Consider the following 17,261-nt stretch of genomic DNA (forward strand, 5'->3'; position numbering starts at 1 on the left):
CAAATTCATATAGCAAGAAGCTCGAACGATATGGCGAAATGCTTGTTACCAAGCTCAGACCCTTCAAGCAATCAATCGATTCGTCTGAGAAACACTTGCAGCAGCCCTGCCAGCAGAATCGCATGGAGGATAAGCCCGCCGGCGAACCATCCGAAAGAAGCTGCAGGAAATCCGGACATCGATGCCAAGTAGCTCTGCGCCGGCCAATAGGAAGGGATCCATAGGCCAACATAAGTCCACGGCTCCGGGACAAAATAAGCGGCGACAGGTCCCAGGAACAAGATCCCGCTTGCCTTGGAGAGCGCCAATCCCTCGACTTTATTGGAGGCAAAAGCGGTAAGGAATAAAGCAAGCAAAGGCGCCTCCAGCATAAGCAGCACGATGCCGTAGCTGCTGTCCGCCCCTGCATCGGCAATTCCGGAAAACAGAATAAACAATCCGCACATGAGCAGCGTCAGCAAACTGGGCAAAAACAATCGATAACGAAAGTAGCCATTGCGCGCTAGCGGGGTCACTCCGAAATAAGCGATCATGTTCTCGTCCCGATCGTCCAGCATCAACAGACCGGCCATCGACCCCAGAAGCAGCGGGATCACCGTTAACAGAAAAGAAGCAATGAACGCGGCATACGCCGATAACTGAAACCCGTAACGTTGGTCCAGCCAATCGTCAAGCGGCGGAAATCCATATTTCACGATGAACAAGAGAACAAGCGGGCCGATCAGACTAGCCATCAGCATCGGGTCGGTAACCATGTTCCGAACATCGTTCATAAGAAGCATGCGGTACTTCTTCATCCAAACACGCCCCCATCCCCTAATATTTTACGACTGAAAGACCGCTTTGCCCATACGTAGACGCCGATGTTGCCGAGCAGCAAGATGCTGATTGCATATACGACCTCTCCCGCGGTTACGACCGAATAAGAGGAACGCAATAGAATCAGCGACCCCGATGTGGGGATAACGGCGTACGGGCTGGCTGGACCGATTCCGAAAAAGCCGATTAGAGGCACTATAAAGGGTATGGCGTACAATTGCGACAGCAGAATAAAGCCGTTAATGGATTCCGTCCGGACAACCACGCCGATCGATAACCATGTAATCATGCTTGAGGTCAGCACCACGCCAAGGGAGAACAACAGCGGATGATCCGGCATGCCTAGCGAGGACACATGAATCGCCCAGGCCGCCGACAAGGATAGAATCGATAAGGAAACCGCCTTTGCCGTCATATATTCCCGAAGCCTTAGCGGCGTAACGAACAAGCTCGCATGTATGCCCTGATCCTTCTCCAGCAGCACAATCCCTCCCGCCAATATCAAACCTACAGCACTGGGATCAGAAAAAGTCAGCAGAAGCGTGATCTTCTCCTTGTACCCGGCAGGTACGAAATGCAGCAGTAATCCGTATACCGCGCAGATGATGGCATAAACCCAGTAGAAGCCGTGACGAAGCTGGAACCGAATGTCGTATACAATGGTGAGGAATGTTCTTCTCATACCAAGGCTCTCCCCGTGACATCAATAAAAATCTGCTCAAGCGTCGATTCCCGGGAATGCATCGTCTCGATCGGATACTGACGAAGCAGCTGTAAGAATCGTTCGTTCTCTCCAATCCCGTCCATTGGGAATTCTTCGGCCAGCAGCCCGCCGCCTCCATCTCGATACTCTACGCAAATTCGTCTTGCGCCCAATCGAAGCTTCAGCTCTCTGGGAGAATCGATCAGCTTGATCTGACCATCCACGATGAACGCGACACGGTCGCAGAGTTCCTCTGCCGCCTGCATGTTATGCGTCGTAATAATGATGGTGGTGCCGGACGCCTTCTTCTCCAGAATCAGCTCCTTCATGATCTTGGCATTAACAGGGTCCAGACCCGACGTGGGTTCATCCAAGAATAATAGATCGGGACGGTGCATAATGGAACGGCAAAAATTCAGTCTCATCTTCATCCCCTTGGACAGCTCCGACACCTTCTGATGCGCCGCTCCTTCCAGACCTACTTTCGCCAGCAGCGACCTCGGTTCTTCTGTTGGTCCTGAGTAGAGCGATTGGAAAAGCTTCAAGTTTTCAAGCACCGTCAATTTGTGATAAAAGTTAGGAAACTCGAAGGCGACTCCGATTTTTTCATAATAATCTGAATTCACATCCCGGATTTCCTTACCCATTACCTTTGCTTCGCCTTCGTACTGCTTCAGGGAACCTATTAACAGCTTTTGCATGGTGCTCTTGCCAGCACCAGATGGGCCAAGGAAGCCGAACACTTCCCCTGCCTGGATAGAAAAGTCGAGTCCCCTCAGCGTTGGAGCAGCGGCTTGGGGATAGGCGAACCGAAGCTGTTTCACTTGAATCATCATGAATCTTCACTCCTTTGGCGTTAACGGCAATGGGCAGCCCGAAAAAAGACAAAAAGGAGCCTGCATTTGAGCAGGCTCCACCGGTCTTGCACGTTATTTTATTGAGATAAATCGAGTATAGCATATGACCTGCAAAGCAGGGAAGTGCCCCTATTGCTTCGCCAAGAATGCGTCAATCTGGCTTTGCAGCTCAGCTTGAATTTTATCCAAGCCTGCTGCTTTCAGCTGCTTGTTGAGATCGGCGATACCTTTATCCAGATCACTGATCAAGCCGTACTCCAGCGGAATCGCGTAGCGCAGCATGACGTTGCCGACATTGGCCACTTCAGACTTCACATTGCTGTTGTCGAAGACGAAGGTTTCGAGCGGATAGTGGTACACATTCGCTTCCCAGCTCTTCACGAGGTCAGACGCTTCCTGAGGGAACGCTTCGTTCGTCAGATTGAGCGGCGAGTTGAAGTTCCAGTTCGAGAAGCCCGTGAAGTTCTGCTGCTTGTCGGTCGCCGCGAATTTGTCTTCGCCAACTGGCGTATAGTGTACGCCGTTAATGCCATACATCATCAGGTCATGAAGCTCTTTGTCGTTCTGGATCAGATCGATGAACATAAGCGAACGCTCGATGTTTTTGGAGGTCGCATGAATGGACGTTCCGTTCTGAGTCGAGATCGCAACGGATTTTTTCTTGCCTTGGTTAATATCCGCAAGCTTAACCTCGTACGGAGAGTTTTCCATACGCATCAGAGCCATCAAAGCGCCAAGCGTGCCGCTGTTATGCGTAATGGAAGCCGTTTTGCCCGCTTTGAAGTCCGTTTGATGATCGTTTTTGCTGTTCAAGACGTTTTTCGACCAGGCGTTGTTGTCTGCCAGATCCTTGTAATAGACGAGCAGGTCCTTGAACTCCGGCGTTTCGTATACGTTGAATATTTTGCCCGCCGCATCCGTCAATTGAAAGGCAAACGGCATATCCAGGTCGAACATATTCCATTCGCTCTGCTGCTTGAGCAGGACGCGGTCGAGGTTATGGAACTTCCAGTCGCCCGTCTCCGGCGTAAATGGCACGACGCCTTTTTCGTTCGCGGCGATAGTCTTCAGATAAGTGGCATAAGACTCAGGGCTATTGATTTCAGGCAAATTATATTTCGTGCGCAGATCCTCGCGGTACAGGATCAGCTTCTCCACGGACTCCCCGCTATTCTGCGGAACCATGTACAGCTTGCCGTTCACCTTCGCTTGATCCCAGCTCACCTGCTGCATCTTCTCCCAGGTTAATGGCGCATAAGTGGACAGCAGCTCATCGGTCAGCTCCAGGAAGCCGCCCTTCAGCGCTTGGTCGTTGTAGCCAGCCCAGTTCGCGGAGTAGATCAGGTCGAAATCTTCATTCGCCGCCAGCTTCAGCGGATACTTCTGAGCCCAGTCGGACCAGTCGAGGAATTCGCCTTCCACAGTAGCGTTAATTTTTTCTTTGAGCTTTTTGTTTATTTCCGCGAATACCAGATCGTAATCAACCGGCTTCGGACCAAGGAAGATCATCTTCAATACCACTTCCTTCGAGGTGTCGATGCCGCCAGTCGATTCGGATGTCTCAGAAGCTCCTGCGGTCGGAGACTCGCTAGTCGAGGACTCCGTACCTTTGTTGCCGCCGCTGCAAGCCGCCAATACGAAAACCATCATCATCGCAAGAGCTAGCATACTTAATTTCCATTTGTTGAGCATGCCTTATTTCCCCCTATAATAATTAATGTATGATAATCCGAGGCGAGCCGGCTGCGTCTCCCTGCGGAGGAGCAGCGCGCTTATGCCTTGGGGTCATCCTTTTACAGCACCAATCGTGAGGCCTTTGACAAAATAACGTTGAACCAGCGGATAAGCGAGCAGAATGGGACCGGTCGCGACGACCGTCATCGCCATCTTCAAGCTTTCGGTCGGAACGGCTGTCGTCACAACGGCCCCCGCGCCCATCATTGCCTTGCGCATGCCGTCCATATTGCCCAGCATCTTGTACAGGTAATACTGGAGCGGCATCAGCTTCTCGTCCGAGACGAACAGCAGCGCATTATACCAGTCGTTCCAATACGCCAGCGCCAGGAACAAGCCAATCGTTGCAAGCGCCGGCTTGGAGAGCGGCAGAATAAGCTGGGCATAGATTCGGAAGTCGCCGGCGCCATCAATCTTGGCCGATTCGACGATCGCTTCCGGGATGCTGCTCAGGAACGACTTCATCACGATAATGTAGAAGACGTTCAAGAGCATCGGAATGATCAGCGCCAGCACGGTGTCCTTCATCTGCAGGTAATTCACGATAAGCAGATACCAAGGAACTAGCCCGCCGTTGAACAGCGTCGTGAAGAAAAAGAAAAACGAAAATTTGTTGCGCCACTTGAAGTCCTTGCGGGACAAGGCGTAAGCCGTCATCGAGGTCAGGAACAGCCCGAAGAACGTGCCCGCCGCCGTAACGCCTATCGTTACCAGATAAGCATTGACCATCTGGTCGGGATATTTGAACAATATCTTGAACGCTTCCACTGAGAAATCCAGCGGGATAAACTGATAGCCGTCCATAATGATCTTATCCTCGCTCGTCATGGAAGACGATACGATCAGCACGAAGGGCAGCAGGCAGAGCAGCGCCAGCATCGTAAGCGCGATATAGCCGATGACCGAAAAGATGGCGCGATCCGTCTGCTTCACTCCCGTAGCTTTCGAGAACGCTGTATCTACATTCATATCCTGTGTACTCATAATTCTACCTCCTGCTTAGAATAACGCTCGATCCCTGTCATACCGGCGAACGGCATAGTTGACGGCCATAATGGTAATGAAGCCAAGAACGGATTGGAATACCCCGGCAGCGGCCGACATTCCCATATCATTGGACATAATCAAGGAACGGAATACGAAGGTGTCGATAACATCCGTCGAAGAGAATAACATGCCGTTGTTGCCGACCATGTTGTAGAACATTCCGAAATCTCCACGGAAGATGTTGCCTACCGCCAGCAGCACCAGAATGATCACCGTCGGGAACAGATTCGGGATCGTCACCTTCATGATACGCTGGAAGATGTTCGCTCCGTCGATCTCCGCCGCCTCATACATCTCCGTATCGATGCTCGTGATAGCCGCCAGATACATGACCGTGCCATAGCCGAGGCTCTTCCAGGCGGATACCAGCACCAGCAGATAAGGCCAATAAGCCGGCGTATTGTAGATATCGACAGGCTCCATGCCCAGACCTCGCAGCAGCACGTTTACGGTGCCGATATCGTAGTTCAGCAAATTGTAGGCAATCGCCCCTACAACAACCCATGAGATAAAGTAAGGCAGGAACAACGCGGATTGAATGATCTTGCGGAACCATTTGCCGCCAACCTCAAACAGCAGAATCGCAGCAACAATCTGCAGGGCGTTATTAATAACAATGAACGCTATGTTGTAGAGCGCCGTATTCCGCGTCACCCGGTATGCGTCCCCGGAGTCGAAGAAGAAGCGGAAATTGTCGAATCCGTTCCACGGACTCCCGAATACGCCCCCGGCATAATCGTAATGCTTGAAAGCCAGCACGATGCCCCCCATGGGAATGTAGGCAAACAGGACGTAGAACAATACCGCCGGCAGCAGCATGATCAATAGAACCTTGTATTGCTTCAGATCTTTCCAGAATGCTTGTAATTTCATCTCTGTCCCCTCCATGAATCCTATTATACAAGCGGTTTCATTTCGGCATAATTCAGCGGTTCAACTAAACCTTATACTAAATCAACGATTCGACAAAAATACAAAAAAACCGCTCCTTGCCGTGGGAGGATGTGGACCCCATTGGCGTTAGGAACGGTTGTTGACTGCCGAGCCGTCAAGCTCTCAGATCTTGCGCTTCTTGCGATATTCGCTAGGCGACATGTTCATATAGTCCTTGAATTGCCGGTTGAAATAAATGATGTTTTTATAGCCGACCTGCGCCGCGATCTCGTACACCTTCTTGGTGGGATCCTCCAGCAGCTGGCAGGCCCGCTGCATCCTGAGCTCGTTCAGAAAGTCGCTGAACAGCCTGTTCGTCTCCAGCTTGAACAGCTGGCCCAAGTAATTCGGCGTAAAGCCGAAATGCGCGGCCACCTCGCCCAGCGTGATCTTGTGCTCCAGACGCTCCTTCACGTAATCGCTGATCTCGGCGATCAGCTTGCGCTTCTGTCTCTGCCGCTTCAGGTACAGCAGCTCGGACAGCTCGAAGAATCGCCGCCGCAGCCACGAGATAATATCCTGCACCGTCTCGAACTGAAACAGGACAAACGGCTGATGAGCGTCCCAGTTCAATATTTCGTACAGATGCTCGTTCATCTGGCGCAGATCCGCATGGAGCTTCGACGTGATCCGAATAATGAGATCGTAAATCTCGTTCTTCTGGATATCCCCCGTGAACAGCTGCATCAGACAATCGTCGATGACCGTCAGATTATACTCCAGCATTGCTTGCAGCATCCTATCGACGATTTCTTCGTGATTGGAGGCGATCTTCTCCTTAGGCTGCCACTCCGAAGCATCCTGAATGAGCCTGTTTTTGCCCACCAGCCACTTGATGCTAAGCGCCGCCTGCGCTTGCCGGTACGAATCATGCAGCTTGTCGAACGCATGGGTATACGTCCCCATTCCGATCGTTATCGAGAACGAGAAGGTGCGGTTGAACGCCTCAATCAGCTCCGAGAGCAGCGCGGAGAATGAGGCCTCCTGAACGGCCGCAAGCACGACGAAATGATGATCATGCGTCGACATGATCGTACCGGCATGCCGCTCCTGCAGATACTCGCGAATGAAGCGAGCCGCATTGTCCAGCCACAGGCGTCGGTCCTCCTCAGTCGAATGGCGATTCCTCCAGGCGAGATCGTCAATCTCGATAATCGCCACCGCCGTTCCAAGCTGCAGCATCGGTTCAATAAAGCCGTGAATATGCGGCTCTATGCCCACTGGCGCCGATTCGTTGAACCAGCGAAGCAGAAGCTCCTGGTTCACGAGCGACATCGTCTCCGTGATGGAGTGCGCCTGCCTTCTCTCCTGCTCGATCTTTCCGCACAAGCCTTGCAAAGTCTCCTCCAGCTCCCGATCCTCCACGGGCTTCAGCAGATAACCGTAAGCATTCAGCTCAATGGCCTTCTTGGCGTAGCCGAACTCTTCGTGACCGCTAATAAAGACGATGTGGACGCCGGGATTCAGCTCCTTGGCCCGCTGGGCGAACTCCATGCCGGACATGATGGGCATATTAATATCGGATAATAAAATATCGATTCGCTGCTGCTCCATCACCTTGAGCGCCGCAAAGCCGCTGGATGCCGTCTGAACGCTCGTGAAGCCTCGGAAGCCTGCCACCCGCCGTCTCAGCCATTCGAGATCGACCGCTTCATCATCCACCAGCAGCACGTTTACTTCATTAAGCATGATTTGGCCTGTCTCCTTCATCTTGGTGAATGGGCATGGGATCGACCGGCAGAACAAGCTGCACGGTCGTTCCTGCGCCGTAGTGGCTGCCGATTTGAATGCCGAAATCGCTGCCGTAGCTCAGCTTGACTCGCTCCTCTACGTTTCGCAGGCCATAACCGCCGCTCGGCGCCGCGCTGGCCCGCATCAGACGGAGCGTATCGGGCCGCATGCCGATGCCGTTATCGATGATGCTCAGCTCGATTCGATCGCCCGCGCGCCTGCCGACAACCCGGATCGCAATCGTCTCTCCGAACCAGGCATGCTTGAATATATTTTCGACAAAGGGCTGCAGAATGAGCTTGATGACCGTCACCTGCAGAATCGAAGGATCAATGTCGTAATAGACCTGGAACGTATTGGCATACTTGACCCGCTGAATGTCCAGATAGGTCCTGACCTGCTCCAGCTCCTTCTCAATGGTGATGTAGACCCGGCCGTCATTGAGCGTAAGCCTGTAAAACCTGGAAAGCCCGTGCACCATGCGGGTCACCTTCTCGACCTCCCCCATATTGGCCAGGCTGCCGATCGTGGACAGCGTATTGTACAGGAAGTGGGGGTTGATCTGAGCCTGCAGCACGTCCAGCTCCGCCTGCTTCTTCTGGATGCCCTGCTCATACACATCCCGGATCAGCGTCTGGATGCTTTCGGCCATCTGGTTGAAGGCATTGGCAATGTACACAAATTCATCATTGCCCTGGAACCCGATCCGCTTGTGGAAGTTGCCCTCCTGGAACGATTGAATGAGCGTCACGATCCGTTTCATCTTTTTGCCGGACAAGCGGGCGACGAGAAGCCCGATCACCGCCATCACCAGAAAGCTGATCAGACAGACGGCGCCAATCGCTTGCTGCAGACGGCTGGCGTCCTTGTTCAGATACCGATGGGGCACCCAGGTCTCGATGGCATAGTTGGAGCCTGCGATCGCTTCGCTAATAATCAGATATTCCCCTTCGCGCGTTTCCTCGCTCACGGTGCCCCGCTCGTACAGCTTGGCCCCGGTTGCTTGGTCCATCAGGCGAAGGGCAATGCCTTGGTCGATCGGGAAGGAATCGAAGCTTCCCAGCAGCTCGTCAAGCCTGGCGGTTACGCGAATGTAGCCGATGAGCGATTGATCGCCGTTCGAGGCGAACAGCTTGCGGACATACGAGATATGCTCGAGCTCGCGGTCTGTCTCGATTTGACGCCACATTTTATCCTGATTAAGGGTCTGCATGGCCCTGAGCCAATCCGTATGCGACACGCTGCGGTAAGACAATACATAATAATCGCTGCGGCCGATCGGCTCCGACATGTCGTCGCCCGGGATCTCCAGCATCTCCTCGTTCATCGCATATAACGTCAATCGCAGCTTGTTCCCGTACAGTTGTAGAGGAGCTTTCATATAAGGCACGATATCGTCCTTCATCTTCAGCATGATCTCCCGCATATCTCCGCTGAACTGGAGCGCGTTCTGGAAGGTCGTATTGAGGAACAGCATATCGGTCATGCGCGTAATTTCTTCCGTCTGGTACTCCATGTTGCTGCGCGTCTGCTGCAGGGCAGTCCGTATGTTCGTCTCCGCCATCTCCGTGCGGGACTGCACCAGCATCGTATACGCGATATAGCCGATCAGCAGATCAGTCAGCAGCACCAGGACAAGATACGGAATCATCGTCTTGTACGTGAAGGGCATGTATTTCCTGCTCGCCAGCCATTTCACCATCGTTGTCTCCTCTTACGATCGCAGTTTGGGTACATGCCCCATTGTATCAATTTTTATAAAATTCTACATCATCCGCGTTCATCCAATTGCCCGCGTTGGCGTCGGTCCAGAAGCCGAACTCAGCCTGGCCGTTTGTGACATTAATGTTCGGGATCGTAATTTGCGTCCATGTGCTCGTCGTCGGGATCGAGACATATTGCTCGGCACCGCCAAAGTTCTTGACGAACATTCGGGCTGTAATGAAGCCGCCGCCGCTTTTGACCCATGCCTTCATCGTATAGGTGCCGTTCGCCAGCCCCGTCTTGATCTGATACGTGCTCACCTGGTAAGCCGTGCTTCTCCAATGCGACAAGCGGAAGCTCCCCGTATAGCCGCCTGCCTCCGAATAGTTGGCCGTTGGATTATTGTTGGACCACGTAGACCAGCCGGATGGGTCCTGCGAAGCGGCTCCTCCCGTCTCGAAGCCAGGGTTCGTAACGAGATTGCTGCCTTGCTGGGAACCGGCTGCGAAGGCATCGAGCGCGGTCGTAAACTTTAACACTTTCGTAGAAACAACGCTAGTCGCACCCAGTGGATACTCATCCGGCAGAACGCTGGAATGAGCCGCCGGCTCCCAGTAGAACACACCCGTGCCTTTGCCGTTCGGAACGGCCTTCACCGCTTGAATCGTATCGTAGATGGTCCAGTACGAGTCGGTCGGATTGGTCTCAAGGCCGCCTACCTCGACCACCATCACTTCCTTGCTGTAGCGCGCGGCCATGTCGTTAAGATTCGTCGACAATGCGCCAGTCAGCTGCCAATACGCCTGTCCCTCCCAGTAGGGATAAAACGACATGCCGATCACATCGGTTTTGCCGCTGTTCGCGAAGAAATTATCGAACCACCATCTGAAGAGCGAATTATCAGTCCCGTGCGCGAGGTGGGAGATGACCTTCGAGGAGGGGCTTACGGCTTTGACCGCGTCGTAGCCCTTGTTCAGCAAGGCCGTCAGCTTGGCGAAGTTGTTGGTGCTTCCGCTAGGCAGCAATATGCCGGAATTCATCTCGTTGCCGACCTGCACCCAGTCCGGATATATATTGTTATTGGCCAGCGTAGTCATCACGTTGTACGTATGGGTGTAAACCGCATTCTGCAGCTGGGTATCGTTGTAGCTGTTCCATGCGGCCGGCTTGATCTGATGCCCTGGATCGGCAAATACGTCGCTGTAATGGAAGTCCACCATAATGCTCATGCCAAGCGCCTTGGCTCTTTGCGCTGCCGCAAGCACGCCGGCCGTATCGCTGTATCCCAGCATGGTCATCGTAACGCCGTCCTTCAGCCAATAATAATTGCTGGGCGGATTCACGAATACGCGGAGACGAACGGAATTAATGCCTTTATCCTTCATCAGCTGAAGCGGATCTGCCGCCTGATTGGCGCTGTTGACAAAGCTGACCCCTTCGTACTCCAGCTACTTGAGCCAGCCGATATCGGCGCCGTAAGCAAATGCCGGCGCTGCCGAAGCTGTGGGCGCAGGCCCAGCCAGATTGGACAGCACCGTAAATGTAAGCGCCATCATTAGCATGTAAAGCGTCATCTTTCGGATTGATTGTTGAATCATTATAATACCTCCCGCATGTTTGTTGTGGGTTTGGCCCCTTTCTATTGTAAAATTAGACGCGCGCCGCCAATATTGAGCTAAGCAACTAAAACTTATACGAATTCAACGAATCCGCCTCGCTGCCGCAACAATTAGCAATAGAAGCGGCAGCATCGTCTGAACCAACGTGCCGTAGAGGGGAAACACCTCTCTCAAAAAAAGGGACACGCTATGGAAGCCAGGCAGTCCCCAGACGCTCAATATAGCGATAAGCAAGCCGATAGGCAAGACGATTGGCTTATAATCGGACAGCTTGAGCCACTGTGCCGTGCCCAGTACGATGGCATAGTAGAACACCGATATTTTGACCAGATTGCTCATCACCCAGGTCGCCATAATAACGGATTCGAAATTCTCGATAAAGCCTGCGATGCTGATATAACGAAAGGCGTTCAAGACCGGGTACACCATCGAAGCCTCGTCTCCGCCATATAAACAGATGAGCACGAGATTGGTATAAGTGAGTATAGCCATAGTGACAAACACGGACAGGAAGCCCCATCGCCGGCCTTCGCCGGGCTTGATCAAGAACGGAAGCACAAAAGAAATAACAAAAAACTCGCTGAACCACGCCTGGGGAACATACGCCCCTTGGATAACAGGCGTAATCCCATGCTCCATAACGGGAAGCAGCTCCTTGGGATCCAAATCCGGATATAGCAGAACGCTGATCGCTACTGGAATGACAAAGGAGATCGCTGTAAAAATAAGCGCGCTCCTGGCAATGCTCTCTATCCCTCCCCGCACGTTGTAGGCCGCTACAAGAAGCATGGTCGAGATGACCACGATGAGAGGCGTGCGGGGCAGGAACGATTCCACAATAAATTCCGCGTATTCACGCACTACAATTCCGTCTACGAGCAAATAAAAGCTCAAAAACACGAGTCCGATGGTTTTTCCGCCAAACCGTCCTGCGATTTGCTGGCTGTACTGAATAACGGTCTGTCCAGGGTACAGCTTATGCAGCGCGCTGGCTATATACACCGTGGCGAAGCCAACAAGTGAAGCGATGAACGGAGACAGCCATGCGTCGATTCCCGCATATTGCGACGTTATCCCTGGAACGATAAGAACCGCCGTGGCAATAATCGTCACATATAGCATAACGGCCATCTGGAATGCTGATATTTTGCCATGTTCGATCACGATTATCGCCTGCCTTATTGGAGTTTGAGCCTGTTGGTCAGCGGCTTGAATATCTGTTCGATAAGTGCTGTGGGGCCCTGTATATTGGGCAAATCGAGCATGGCAAGCAGCCATCCCATCGTCAGTATGGCCATGAAGGCCGCCTTATCTCTGACGGGCTTGTCCTTCAGCCTTGGCCACTCGATAGCGATTATACATAGCACAATCAACGTTACGCCTGCAGCCTTTCCCCATCTCATCTGGCCATCACCTTCTCTTCCTGAACGCCGGCAGGTCCTGTAATCATGCCGGAGCGTCGAATAAAGACGGTAATATCCAGCGGCACCTCAACCTGGGGAAACTCGGCATCCCAGCGCTCCTTCATTTCCTTCCATTCCTTCGGGTACTTGCGGTGGAACGCCTCGCCAAAGCCGAATATATCCGCCTTCATCTCTTGCTGCACCTTCTGAAGCGCCAGCTCAATCCTGTCTCGAATAGCGGCCTTAACGGCTGCCTCCATGCTTGCAATCGCGCCTGGCTCCCCCGGATTCATATCGGTCCCATTCAATACCAGATCACCCTCCGAATCAATACGCATACGGATGCTATAGCGCCCCTCCTCTATAACAGGGATCAAGGTTGTCGACTGCCTGACGGGAAATATAGATACGAATCCCTCTGCTTGATCCGGCTCAACCGTAATGGTGGCTCTCTCCACTTCATCCCTGATCCACATCACGCCTCTGGTCGCCAGATCCGATAAGGTTCCAATCAGCTTGTCTCCCTTGAATACCGCCGAGCCCACAATATACGGGATGGATTGTAGCTTCTGCTCCCCTTCTCGCGGCGGCAAGATATCAATGAATGGCATAATGGCTGCCCCGGCGTCGGCTTTGACCATCATATTGAAATCCTTCACCGTCACTCTCATGCCCATCCCCAGATTGGAGATTTCATGAATGACCTCGCCTGAATTTCTTTCTAGCGGAGGAAGCAATTCCAGCACATCCGAAGCTCTTCCCTTGCTGACATACATGTAAGCCCGTTCTCTCGGCTGGGGATAACGAAGCAGGAAGTCCATCTCATCCCGAACCCCTTCCTCCGCAATACGTTTACTGTATATAAAAACCGAGCAATGTCCCCAAAATATTTTCCGCGGCAGCTTGATTTGGAGCTTGGAGGCGGCTTCAGCGATATTCCGGCCGACTCCGGATCTGACAAGGGTCATCGTGCCGGAGCCGGTGGAGCCGCCTCCGCTAGAGCTCCCGCCACCGCTTACCGCGCGCGGAATAAAAACTTGCACCGACAGCTCGATCTGCTCCCCTTCCTTCTGATCCACGCCAGCCGCGGTAACGATTGCGATATCATTAATTTCCGTACGATCCCAGCATCCGCTCAGCAGAGGAATCGTCACAACAAGCATGATGGCCATCTTGAGGAGTTTCACGCTTCCGCCGCTCCTTCTTCATTCTTTTTTTCGGGGCATAATCCGCATGGCTTGGCTCTACCTCCGCGCCTTCATCCTCCACCATGGCGCTCGAATCGCGATATCCTTCATATCGGCTTTCTTGAAGGGAGCGACCGGGGAGAGGTACGGAACGCCGAACGATCGCAGGTTGCACAAGTGAATAATGATTGTGGTTAGGCCGAGCATCACGCCCAGCAGACCTAACATGCCTGCAAGAATAATAATGGGAAAGCGAAGCAGGCGGAAGGAGACGCCCACTGCATAACGCGGGACCATAAAGGAAGCTATCCCCGTAATGGCGACAACGATGACCATCGGCGGAGATACGATTCCGGCCTGCACAGCAGCCTGTCCAATAACTAGCGCGCCAACGATGCTGACCGCCGGTCCAATCTGCTTGGGCAGCCTGACTCCCGCCTCGCGCAGCACCTCAAACGTAACCTCCATAATGAGCGCCTCCACCAGCGCCGGGAAGGGCACGGTTTCTCTAGTGGATGCCATTGTAACGAGCAGAGCGGTCGGCACCATTTCCTGATGATAGGTGAGGAGCGACACATATAAGGACGGCAGCAATAATGACAGCGTCGTGAATAGATACCTGAGCCAACGGATCGCGGTGCTGGCCCAGAAGCGCTGATAATAATCCTCTTGCGATTGAAGCAGGGAGAATAAGGTGGCAGGAACGATCAATACAAACGGGGTTCCTTCTGTAAGAATCGCTATGCGACCCTCCAGCAGGGCGGCGCAGGCAATATCCGGCCGTTCCGTCGATTGCACCTGCGGGAACGGCGAATACGGATTGTCCTCGATGAATTCCTCAATGTATTCGCTCTCTAGAATGGCGTCTATCGAAATACCTGACAAGCGGGTTCGGACATCCTCAACAAGCTTTTTGTCCGCGATCGACTCCATATAAGCAATAAGCACCTGTGTATCGGTATAATCGCCAATCGTCATCGCTTCCAGCTTCAATGCCGGACTCTTAATAATTCGCCGCAGCTGGGAGGTATTCACTTGCAAGGTTTCGGAGAAGGCTTCACGCGGACCCCGGACACCCGCTTCCGCCGACGGCTCATCGATGGAGCGCTTCTCCCATTTACACAGACCGAGGGCAATGCCTTGCGGCGCTCCTTCATACAGGAGCACTGGATTACCCGTAGAGACGGCTCCCGTACAGCCAGCCAGCGTTGTCACTATATCGACCTTGGATAGGGATAATCCATGGGCGAGCTGCTCGACGGAGCATTCCTCCTCATGCGATAACTGCATGAGAGGACCAAGCACATACTCATTCATTTCTCCCGTATTGCTCAGCCCTTGGATATAGACGATTACCGCCTTCGTTCTCCCGCCGATCAAGAAGGAACGAAAGATCACGTCATAGCTGTTGGCGTAGATCGACTGAAGCCGCGCGACATTCCGATCCAAGTCCGATGTAAGCGCCTCGTCCAACCCGGCATGGCCAGCATCCGTTTCGCTGCTCCGCCATTTCTGCTGCTTATGGCTCATCCGCTCGCGTCGAAACAATGGCATCGCCCTCCCGGAATAAACTTTACCTTATTATGTAATTCATTCTGGGAGGATATTCATGGCCAAGCTCTACTTGCGAAATTGAGAAGGCGTTACGCCCTTATAGTTTTTGAACAGCCTTGTAAAATAATTGGGGTTGTCGCAGCCGACTCGGCCCGCTACCTCGGTAATAGTCAAGGTACCGTCCAGCAGCAGTCGCTCCGCCTCGTTCATCCGGCACAGGTTGACATATTCGATAAATGTCCGTCCCGTCAGCTTCTTGAACATTTTGCAGAAGTGATGCGGGTTCAGATTGAGGCGCTTGGCTGCGTCCTCTATCGTGATTCGCTCCGCGAAGCGAGCTTCAACATATTGGATCAGCGACTTGAAGCGCTCCCGGTTCTCTATATAGCGGCTGCTAGCCCGCTCCGGCAATTGCTTCGGGAGGAACGTTCGGGCGAGCAGCGTAACCAGCATGTGCAGCTGCGATTTGATGACAAGCTGATAGGCCGGCTGCCCCGCCTTAAATTCAGCAATCGCCTGATCCAGAAGCCTGAAATGCTCTAAACAAGAAGGCTCGTGCACCAACGGCTTCACCGGAAACTGCACTCGTCCTTCCAGATAGGGGCTTACATACTTGGCATGAATGGCGTCATGCACCCAATCGTTGAACAGCGCCCCATTAAATACGATCGAGATAAAAGCGACAACCCCATCGCAGGTGCTGTAGCCAACATGCAGACCGCCCGCCGGCACAAGGAGCACGTCGCCTGGCTCGGCCTCATAAGGCTGGCTGTCGATATGAAAGATCGCGCTTCCCTGCCGCATGACGATGATTTCAAAATGCTCATGCCAGTGGAGGAACAAGATGGATTGTCCAATCTTGACTCCCTTGTGTCGGTTGAAAAAAAACATATAGGGATAACTTTTCTCCGACAGCCGAGTCGCTTCCCGCAGCTCCTTCGGGTACGTCATTCGTATTCAACTCCCACAATATCGTACTGGTATTGCACAAGATAAGGCGAGAAAGGCGTATGGGATCCCGCTATACTGAAGGGGATTAAGGATACTGTATACCAATATAGGAGTGATTCTCAAGATGACAGATCAATTGCGCATTGGAACCCTTATCGGCGGCGGCGATGCCGTTCGCGTCATTCCGCAAATCGCGCAGCACGGCTTTGAATCCTACAGCTTAACCTTCTGGCAGACGACAAGCCATATAGATCTTGTTGAAACGGCCAAGCGGGTACGCGAGCTGTCGGAGGAATATGGTTTTATCATCTCGACATTGGGCATCTTCGGCAATCCACTGACTGGAGCCGGCAATAATGCCGACACTATTGCAAGCTGGGAGCGTCTAATCGACCATGCACATCTGTTCGGCACGGATATCGTATCCGGATTCACGGGCAGATTGACAGGCGAATCCATTGACGCCTCCATTCCGCGGTATACGCAAGTATTCGGTGAGCTTGGGAGACGAGCCGCGGACAAAGGGGTCCGGATCGCCTTCGAGAACTGCGATATGGGCGGTACGTGGACTTCAGGGGATTGGAACATTGCCCACAATCCGACGGCATGGGAGATGATGTTCAATGCCATTCCTTCCGATAACATCGGCCTGCAATGGGAGCCCTGCCATCAGATGGTATCCTTGATGGATCCCATTCCGCAGCTGCGCAAGTGGTGCAACAAAGTATTCCACGTTCACGGCAAGGACGCAACAATCGCCTGGGATATCGTCAAGGAATATGGCATTCACGGTCCCAAGCCGTTCGTCTGGCATCGGACGCCGGGCTTCGGAGACACGAACTGGACTGACATCATTACGATATTGCGGCAAGCCAATTATCAAGGCACCATTGATATTGAAGGATGGCATGATCCTGTGTACTGCGGAGAGCTGGAAATGACAGGCCAGGTGCATGCCTTGCAATATTTGAAGCGCTGCCGTGGCGGCGATTTTATTCCCAATCCTGTATAAGCCAAGC

The 17,261-nt window shown here is 52.9% G+C and carries 16 protein-coding genes; 1 reads left to right on the top strand and 15 read right to left on the bottom strand.

Features of this window, described 5'->3' with window-relative positions:
• Positions 1–71 precede the first annotated feature (71 nt).
• From AB1S56_RS18935 to AB1S56_RS19005, 15 genes are all read right to left on the bottom strand, one after another.
• Positions 72–797 (bottom strand): hypothetical protein, encoded by a 726-nt coding sequence (locus AB1S56_RS18935; protein WP_340871203.1) that lies wholly within the window; start codon positions 795–797, stop codon positions 72–74.
• Entirely contained in the window at positions 794–1,501 is a 708-nt protein-coding gene (locus AB1S56_RS18940) for an ABC transporter permease (protein ID WP_340871202.1), read from the bottom strand. Before AB1S56_RS18940 ends, AB1S56_RS18935 begins: the two co-directional genes overlap by 4 nt.
• Positions 1,498–2,355 carry an ABC transporter ATP-binding protein gene (locus tag AB1S56_RS18945; RefSeq protein WP_340871273.1) on the bottom strand — a complete coding sequence of 286 codons (858 nt, stop codon included), beginning with the start codon at positions 2,353–2,355 and terminating at the stop codon, positions 1,498–1,500. Before AB1S56_RS18945 ends, AB1S56_RS18940 begins: the two co-directional genes overlap by 4 nt.
• 153 nt (positions 2,356–2,508) lie before the next feature.
• A complete protein-coding gene (locus AB1S56_RS18950) occupies positions 2,509–4,071 on the bottom strand; it encodes an ABC transporter substrate-binding protein (protein ID WP_340871201.1) in 1,563 nt (520 codons plus the stop codon).
• 93 nt (positions 4,072–4,164) lie between these two features.
• Positions 4,165–5,082, bottom strand: a complete 918-nt coding sequence (locus AB1S56_RS18955) for a carbohydrate ABC transporter permease (protein WP_340871272.1) — start codon at positions 5,080–5,082, stop codon at positions 4,165–4,167.
• A 30-nt stretch (positions 5,083–5,112) separates the two neighbouring features.
• Positions 5,113–6,033, bottom strand: coding sequence for an ABC transporter permease subunit (locus AB1S56_RS18960; RefSeq protein WP_340871200.1), 921 nt, complete (start codon positions 6,031–6,033; stop codon positions 5,113–5,115).
• Positions 6,034–6,216: 183 nt separating this feature from the next.
• Positions 6,217–7,782, bottom strand: coding sequence for a response regulator (locus AB1S56_RS18965; RefSeq protein WP_340871199.1), 1,566 nt, complete (start codon positions 7,780–7,782; stop codon positions 6,217–6,219).
• On the bottom strand, positions 7,775–9,526 hold the full coding sequence (locus AB1S56_RS18970; protein WP_340871198.1) for a sensor histidine kinase: 1,752 nt from the start codon (positions 9,524–9,526) through the stop codon (positions 7,775–7,777). Before AB1S56_RS18970 ends, AB1S56_RS18965 begins: the two co-directional genes overlap by 8 nt.
• Positions 9,527–9,572: 46 nt before the next feature.
• The gene (locus AB1S56_RS18975; protein WP_340871270.1) at positions 9,573–10,976 is read right to left on the bottom strand and encodes a glycosyl hydrolase 53 family protein; all 1,404 of its coding nucleotides are present in this window, start codon (positions 10,974–10,976) and stop codon (positions 9,573–9,575) included.
• Complete coding sequence (locus AB1S56_RS18980) at positions 10,977–11,126, bottom strand: hypothetical protein (protein ID WP_340871196.1); 150 nt, start codon at positions 11,124–11,126, stop codon at positions 10,977–10,979.
• Positions 11,127–11,228: 102 nt separating this feature from the next.
• Complete coding sequence (locus tag AB1S56_RS18985; RefSeq protein WP_340871195.1) at positions 11,229–12,311, bottom strand: endospore germination permease; 1,083 nt, start codon at positions 12,309–12,311, stop codon at positions 11,229–11,231.
• Between the two features lie 14 nt (positions 12,312–12,325).
• Positions 12,326–12,550 carry a hypothetical protein gene (locus AB1S56_RS18990; RefSeq protein WP_340871194.1) on the bottom strand — a complete coding sequence of 75 codons (225 nt, stop codon included), beginning with the start codon at positions 12,548–12,550 and terminating at the stop codon, positions 12,326–12,328.
• Positions 12,547–13,737 carry a Ger(x)C family spore germination protein gene (locus AB1S56_RS18995; protein ID WP_340871192.1) on the bottom strand — a complete coding sequence of 397 codons (1,191 nt, stop codon included), beginning with the start codon at positions 13,735–13,737 and terminating at the stop codon, positions 12,547–12,549. The genes AB1S56_RS18990 and AB1S56_RS18995 overlap by 4 nt, the downstream gene beginning before the upstream one ends.
• A 57-nt stretch (positions 13,738–13,794) precedes the next feature.
• Entirely contained in the window at positions 13,795–15,285 is a 1,491-nt protein-coding gene (locus AB1S56_RS19000; RefSeq protein ID WP_367903374.1) for a spore germination protein, read from the bottom strand.
• A 72-nt stretch (positions 15,286–15,357) separates the two neighbouring features.
• Positions 15,358–16,242: an AraC family transcriptional regulator gene (locus tag AB1S56_RS19005; RefSeq protein ID WP_340871189.1), complete on the bottom strand. Its 885-nt coding sequence runs from the start codon at positions 16,240–16,242 to the stop codon at positions 15,358–15,360.
• Between the two features lie 124 nt (positions 16,243–16,366).
• On the opposite strand from AB1S56_RS19005, the gene AB1S56_RS19010 reads away from it, so the two are divergent.
• Entirely contained in the window at positions 16,367–17,254 is an 888-nt protein-coding gene (locus AB1S56_RS19010; RefSeq protein ID WP_340871188.1) for a sugar phosphate isomerase/epimerase, read from the top strand.
• The last annotated feature ends 7 nt before the right edge of the window (positions 17,255–17,261 follow it).

Origin of the sequence: Paenibacillus sp. PL2-23, assembly GCF_040834005.1 — a bacterium.
Classification (GTDB): Bacteria; Bacillota; Bacilli; order Paenibacillales; family Paenibacillaceae; genus Pristimantibacillus.

Coding starts and splice junctions, on each gene's coding strand:
- AB1S56_RS18960 (WP_340871200.1), bottom strand. CDS start 6,033: ATGAAATTACAAGCATTCTGGAAAGATCTGAAGCAATACAAGGTTCTA.
- AB1S56_RS18955 (WP_340871272.1), bottom strand. CDS start 5,082: ATGAATGTAGATACAGCGTTCTCGAAAGCTACGGGAGTGAAGCAGACG.
- AB1S56_RS18950 (WP_340871201.1), bottom strand. CDS start 4,071: ATGCTCAACAAATGGAAATTAAGTATGCTAGCTCTTGCGATGATGATG.
- AB1S56_RS18935 (WP_340871203.1), bottom strand. CDS start 797: ATGAAGAAGTACCGCATGCTTCTTATGAACGATGTTCGGAACATGGTT.
- AB1S56_RS18990 (WP_340871194.1), bottom strand. CDS start 12,550: ATGAGATGGGGAAAGGCTGCAGGCGTAACGTTGATTGTGCTATGTATA.
- AB1S56_RS18940 (WP_340871202.1), bottom strand. CDS start 1,501: ATGAGAAGAACATTCCTCACCATTGTATACGACATTCGGTTCCAGCTT.
- AB1S56_RS19005 (WP_340871189.1), bottom strand. CDS start 16,242: ATGACGTACCCGAAGGAGCTGCGGGAAGCGACTCGGCTGTCGGAGAAA.
- AB1S56_RS18965 (WP_340871199.1), bottom strand. CDS start 7,782: ATGCTTAATGAAGTAAACGTGCTGCTGGTGGATGATGAAGCGGTCGAT.
- AB1S56_RS18970 (WP_340871198.1), bottom strand. CDS start 9,526: ATGGTGAAATGGCTGGCGAGCAGGAAATACATGCCCTTCACGTACAAG.
- AB1S56_RS19010 (WP_340871188.1), top strand. CDS start 16,367: ATGACAGATCAATTGCGCATTGGAACCCTTATCGGCGGCGGCGATGCC.
- AB1S56_RS18945 (WP_340871273.1), bottom strand. CDS start 2,355: ATGATTCAAGTGAAACAGCTTCGGTTCGCCTATCCCCAAGCCGCTGCT.
- AB1S56_RS18980 (WP_340871196.1), bottom strand. CDS start 11,126: ATGATTCAACAATCAATCCGAAAGATGACGCTTTACATGCTAATGATG.